4 protein-coding genes are annotated in these 5918 nt (G+C 68.2%); 1 reads left to right on the top strand and 3 read right to left on the bottom strand.

The window, feature by feature from the left end; all coding sequences use genetic code 11:
• Positions 1-68 precede the first annotated feature (68 nt).
• The 3 genes from ACV229_RS40325 to ACV229_RS40315 all read right to left on the bottom strand — a co-directional run bounded on the left by ACV229_RS40325 (position 69) and on the right by ACV229_RS40315 (position 3412).
• Complete coding sequence (locus tag ACV229_RS40325; RefSeq protein WP_448088620.1) at positions 69-2321, bottom strand: ATP-dependent DNA helicase; 2253 nt, start codon at positions 2319-2321, stop codon at positions 69-71.
• A 56-nt stretch (positions 2322-2377) separates the two neighbouring features.
• Positions 2378-2593 carry a DUF465 domain-containing protein gene (locus tag ACV229_RS40320; RefSeq protein WP_448088619.1) on the bottom strand — a complete coding sequence of 72 codons (216 nt, stop codon included), beginning with the start codon at positions 2591-2593 and terminating at the stop codon, positions 2378-2380.
• 81 nt (positions 2594-2674) lie between these two features.
• Positions 2675-3412, bottom strand: coding sequence for a hypothetical protein (locus ACV229_RS40315; RefSeq protein WP_448088618.1), 738 nt, complete (start codon positions 3410-3412; stop codon positions 2675-2677).
• A 136-nt stretch (positions 3413-3548) separates the two neighbouring features.
• On the opposite strand from ACV229_RS40315, the gene ACV229_RS40310 reads away from it, so the two are divergent.
• The gene (locus ACV229_RS40310; protein WP_448088617.1) at positions 3549-5873 is read left to right on the top strand and encodes a Tex family protein; all 2325 of its coding nucleotides are present in this window, start codon (positions 3549-3551) and stop codon (positions 5871-5873) included.
• The last annotated feature ends 45 nt before the right edge of the window (positions 5874-5918 follow it).

Genomic DNA, 5918 nt, shown 5'->3' with positions numbered 1-5918 from the left:
CGGCCCATCAGGCCGGTTTTTTTATCGGCGCCGCCGCACGGCATCGCGCCAACCGGTAGCCCGTCCGGCTACACCCGCTTTGCAGCCCGGTGCTCGGCGAAGAACTCCTCGACGACCTCGATCTCGCGGGTGCGCTTGAACGGCGGCAGGCTCTGCCAGATCCGCCGCCCGTAAGGCTTGTCGACGAGACGCGTGTCGCAGATCATCAGCACGCCGCGGTCGGTCTCCGCGCGAATCAGCCGGCCTGCGCCCTGCTTCAGCGTAATCACGGCCTGCGGCAGCTGATGCACGGCGAACGGGCTCAGCCCTTTCTTCGTGAGCGCTTCGAGCCGCGCGGCGAGCACCGGATCGTCGGGCGGCGCGAACGGCAGCTTGTCGATCACGACGAGCGACAGCGCGTCGCCGCGCACGTCGACGCCTTCCCAGAAGCTCTGGCTGCCGACGAGGATCGCGTTGCCGTACGCGCGGAAGCGGTCGAGCAGCTCGGTGCGGCTCGCATCGCCTTGCACGAGGAGCGGCGTATTCCAGCCGCGCGACTCGATCACGTCGCGCAGCTTCGCGGCGATCCGGTCGACCGCGCGCAACGTCGTGCACAGCATGAACACGCCGCCGCCCGACGCCTCGATCGCCGGCAGCGCGGCGTCGAACACGGCGTCCGTGAACGCCGGCGACGACGGCTGCGGCAGGTTGCGCGGCACGTACAGCAGCCCCTGCGTCTGATAGTCGAACGGGCTCGCGAGCGTCATCGACCGGCGCGAACTGAGCCCCATTTGCGCCGCATAGTGCGTGAAATCGCCCCGCACCGACAGCGTCGCCGACGTGAAGACCCATGCGCGCGGCACGCCCGCGCGCTGCTTCGCGAAGATCGGCGCGACGGACAGCGGCGTTTCGTGCAGCTGGACCGTATGCGAGAACACCTCGACCCAGCGCACTTTCTCGTTCGGGTCGTCAGCTGCGCCCGACGCACCGTCCGTTGCGGTCTGCGCAGCCTCCTGTGCGGCACCCGGTGCGACCCAGCCGGCGAGCATGTCCTGCAGCTCGCGCGCGCGCCGCAGGCACGCACCGAGCGACTCCGCCCGTTCGGCCTGGCTCGCGAGCGCCGACGCCAATGCTTCGAGCGCGGCCTCGAGCCCGTCGAGCGCGCCGAACAGCGGGTGGTCGTCGCCGAGCTGCGCGAGCGACATGCGCACGATCGTGTCGTCCGCGAACGCGAGCCGCACGTCGCGCGCCGCACGCTCGAGCGCACCGCCGAGCTTCACCCACTCGACCGCATCGCGCGCGTGGCTCAGGCCTTCCGCGACCGTGTCGCGCGCGAGCTCGAGGATCTGCGTGGTCGACAGCGTCTCGCCGAAGAACAGCGTCGCCGTCTCGGGCAGCTGGTGCGCTTCGTCGAAGATGATCGTGTTCGCGTTCGGCAGCAGCTCGGCCATGCCGGTGTCGCGCAGCATGATGTCCGCGAAGAACAGGTGGTGATTGACGACGACGACGTCGGCCTGCTGGGCCTCGCGCCGCGCCTGCATCACGAAGCAATCCTTGTAGTGCGGACACTCCTGGCCGAGGCAGTTGTCGCGGGTCGACGTGACCATCGACCACACGGGCGCCGTCTCCGGCACGCTCGCCAGTTCGGCCTTGTCGCCGCTCTTCGTGATCTTCGCGAAGCGGACGATCTCCTGCAGGTAGGCCGTGTCCTGACGCGACGGCAGCCGCCCGTTGTCGGCGGTGCGCTGCAGGTAGTAGTGGCACAGATAGTTCGCGCGCCCCTTGAGCATCGCGACCGTCACCGGCACCGCGAGCGCGTCGCGCACGGTCGGGATGTCGCGCTGGAACAGCTGGTCCTGCAGGTGCTTGGTCCCCGTCGACACGATGACCTTGCCGCCCCACAGCATCGCGGGCACGAGATACGCATAGGTCTTGCCGGTGCCCGTGCCGGCCTCGACGATCAGCGTATTGTCGCCGGCGTCGTCGGCAGCGCTGTCGGCGTCCGCGTCGGCCGCGCGATCCGCGCCGGGCTCGCCCGCCTTCTCCGCATCGTTCTGCAGACGGCGTGCCGGACGCTTGCGCGTCTCGAAAATCTCGGGTTCGGGCATCCGGCGCGCGGACGCCTCCATCGCGGCCGCGACCGCGCGCGCCATCTCGATCTGCGACGCGCGGGGCCGGTAGCCGTCGAGCGCGCGCGCGAACAGCCCGCCGTCGCCGAAGATCGTGTCGAGCTCGTCGACACGCTTGCGGCTCAGCTCGAAGGCAGCTTCGGGCGCACGAACGCGCCCGGCGGACGAGCTGTCTCGCCGGGCATCGGGGGTGGCTTCAAGCGGTGAATTCAAGGCAAGCGTTCCTGTGTCCAGCGCCCGTGGCGGCGCCGGCGCTTGCCAGGCCGCGCTCAGGCGCGCTTATCCGGTTCCAGCTGCGATTGCAGCATGATGATTTTGTCTTTGGCCAGCAGCTTTTCCTTCTTCAGCCGATGCAGCGTGATGTCGTCGATGTCGGACCGCCCTTCCTTCAGCTCGATCTCCCGAGCAAGCTGCGCGTGGTGCTCTTCCAGTGAAGCCAAACGGTTGTGCAATTCCTGCTGCTGTTCCACTTGACGGTTCTGCATTTGCGCCTCCTCATCGAAGCAGCGCACCGGTTTGCGCGCCGGCGCGCTCGGGACTGCTGTCCGGATCAACGTTCCAACACGTTACTGCCCCTGCTGCTGTTGCTGCTTGGCCTTCTCGGCCGCATCCTTCTGCCGCTGCTCCACATCGGCCTTGTGCTGCAAGGCTTCCTTCTGCTTCCGGTCGTAGCGCGCCGCGTTGTCGGCCCGCTCCTGCGCCTTCTGCGCGGCCTGCTGGTGCGCGTCGTCGAGCTTGCGCTGGAAATCGGCCTGCTTCTGGTCGTAAGCCTGCCGGTTCGCATCGCGCTGCGGGCCTTCTGCGCCGCGCTGCGCCTGCTTCAGCGCGCTTTGCTGCTGCTTGTCGCGATAGGCGGCCGCGTTCGCCGCCTCGTTCGCCGCGCGCTGCGGTGCTTCCGCTGCATTTTGCGCCTGTTTCAGCGCGATTTGCTGATCGCGCTGCTGCGCCCGCACCGCGCGCTCCTCGTCGTCGAGCGCAAGCTGCTCCTGCCGGACGCTCGCGCGCTCCTCGCGCATCTTGTCGCGCGCCTTGTCGAGGCAGTAGTTGACGAAGAACTTGCTGTAGCAATCGTGCTCCGCCACCGCATAACGATAATCGTTTTCGGCCGTGCGTTGATTGAGCACTTTTTGACGGGCATCGAAGTCGGGGGCGGTGCCGTTGGCAACGGGCGCTGACGCGGCGGCAGCCGACGCCTGCGCGTGCGCGCCGGCCGGCCCGAAGGTCAAAGCGGCGGCGAGCGCTGCGCCGAGCGCGACGAGAGGAAAACGGGAGGTTGGCAACGTCGTAGGAAAGCTGCGGGACATGCGTCAAATTCTATCACCCCGCGGATGGACGCTCCGCCATTTATGGCAAAATGCCCCGCTTCACTCACCCGCGGTGTCAGGTTCGGCGGGCCCCGCAGGCCCGCGCCGCGATTTCAGCAGGCAGATCATCCACGACATGACGGAAACCGTAGCACTCAAGATCGTACAGCGCATCGCCACCGAACTGACCGTCCAGCCGCGCCAGGTCGCGGCGGCAGTGCAACTCCTCGACGAAGGCGCGACCGTTCCGTTCATCGCCCGGTACCGCAAGGAAGTGACCGGCAACCTGGACGACACGCAGCTGCGCCAGCTCGAAGAACGCCTGCTGTACCTGCGCGAGCTCGAAGAGCGCCGCGCGTCGATCCTCGCGAGCATCGACGAGCAAGGCAAGCTGACCGACGAGCTGCGCACCGCAATCGACGCGGCCGACAGCAAACAGGTGCTCGAAGACCTTTATCTGCCGTACAAGCCGAAGCGCCGCACGCGCGCGCAGATCGCCCGCGAAGCCGGCCTCGAGCCGCTCGCGCACGCGCTGCTCGGCAATCCGCTGCTCGATCCGCAGACCGAGGCGGCCGCTTATGTCGACGCCGACAAGGGCGTTGCCGACGTGAAGGCCGCGCTCGACGGCGCCCGCGACATTTTGTCCGAGCAATTCGGCGAGACGGCCGAGCTGCTCGGCAAGCTGCGCGACTACCTGCACAACCAGGGCGTCGTGTCGTCGGCCGTCGTCGAAGGCAAGGAGAACGAAGAAGGCGAGAAATTCCGCGACTATTACGACTACGCGGAAACGATCAAGACCGTGCCGTCGCACCGCGCGCTCGCGCTGTTCCGCGGCCGCAACGCAGGTGTGCTGACGGTCAAGCTCGGCCTCGGTGAAGAGCTCGACGCGCAGGTGCCGCATCCGGGCGAAGCAATGATCGCGCGCCATTTCGGGATCGCGAACCAGAACCGGCCGGCCGACAAGTGGCTGTCCGACGTGTGCCGCTGGTGCTGGCGCGTGAAGGTACAGCCGCACATCGAGAACGAACTGCTGACGCAGCTGCGCGAGACCGCCGAAACCGAGGCGATCCGCGTGTTCGCGCGCAACCTGAAGGACCTGCTGCTCGCGGCGCCGGCCGGCCCGAAGGCCGTGATCGGTCTCGACCCCGGCCTGCGCACCGGCGTGAAGGTCGCGGTCGTCGACCGCACCGGCAAGGTGCTCGCGACCGATACGATCTACCCGCACGAGCCGCGCCGCGACTGGGACGGCTCGATCGCGAAGCTCGCGCGCATCGCCGCGCAGACCCAGGCGGAACTGATCAGCATCGGCAACGGCACCGCGTCGCGCGAAACCGACAAGCTCGCGAGCGAGCTGATTGCCAAGCACCCCGAACTGCGCCTGCAGAAGATCGTCGTGTCGGAAGCCGGTGCGTCCGTTTACTCGGCATCCGAACTCGCGGCGAAGGAATTCCCCGAACTCGACGTGTCGCTGCGCGGCGCCGTGTCGATCGCGCGCCGCCTGCAGGACCCGCTCGCGGAACTCGTCAAGATCGAGCCGAAGGCGATCGGCGTCGGCCAGTACCAGCACGACGTCAACCAGCGCGAGCTCGCGCGCTCGCTCGACGCGGTCGTCGAGGATTGCGTGAACGCGGTCGGCGTCGACGCGAACACCGCGTCGGCTGCGCTGCTTGCGCGCGTGTCGGGCCTGAACGCGACGCTCGCGCGCAACATCGTCGACTACCGCGACGCGAACGGCCCGTTCCCGTCGCGCGACCACCTGCGCAAGGTGCCGCGCCTCGGCGACAAGACCTACGAACAGGCAGCCGGCTTCCTGCGCATCAACGGCGGCGAGAATCCGCTCGACCGCTCGTCGGTGCACCCTGAAGCCTATCCGGTCGTCGAACGGATCCTCGCGAAGATCAGCAAGCGCATCGACGACGTGCTCGGCAGCCGCGACGCGCTCGCGGGGCTGTCGCCGACCGAATTCGTCGACGAGCGTTTCGGTCTGCCGACCGTGCGCGACATCCTGTCGGAACTGGAAAAGCCGGGCCGCGACCCGCGTCCGGAATTCAAGACGGCGACGTTCCGCGAAGGCGTCGAGAAGGTGTCGGACCTGGCACCGGGCATGCTCCTCGAGGGCGTCGTGACGAACGTCGCCGCGTTCGGCGCGTTCGTCGACATCGGCGTTCACCAGGACGGCCTCGTGCACGTGTCCGCGATGTCGACCAAGTTCATCAAGGATCCGCACGAAGTCGTGAAGGCCGGCCAGGTGGTCAAGGTCAAGGTGCTCGACGTCGACGTCAAGCGTCAGCGCATTTCGCTGACGATGCGTCTCGACGACGAAGCCGGCCCGGGCGCATCGGCGCGCGGCGGCCAGCAGGATCGCGGCAGCGCCGGCCGTGGCCAGGCGCGAGTGCCCCGCTCGCGCGAACCGGAACCGGCCGGCGCGATGGCCGCCGCGTTCGCGAAACTCAAGCGCTGAGTCTCGCTTCCCGGCTTCACGGCAACAAAAAGCCCGCCTGACGGC

This window comes from Burkholderia sp. MR1-5-21, from assembly GCF_053427715.1.
Note: the sequence above shows the minus strand (reverse complement) of the source record. Positions and strands in the feature narration are given on the sequence as shown.

What these genes read in the sequence shown, in the direction of transcription:
- ACV229_RS40315 (WP_448088618.1), bottom strand. Translation starts at nt 3,412, where the DNA reads ATGTCCCGCAGCTTTCCTACGACGTTGCCAACCTCCCGTTTTCCTCTC.
- ACV229_RS40320 (WP_448088619.1), bottom strand. Translation starts at nt 2,593, where the DNA reads ATGCAGAACCGTCAAGTGGAACAGCAGCAGGAATTGCACAACCGTTTG.
- ACV229_RS40310 (WP_448088617.1), top strand. Translation starts at nt 3,549, where the DNA reads ATGACGGAAACCGTAGCACTCAAGATCGTACAGCGCATCGCCACCGAA.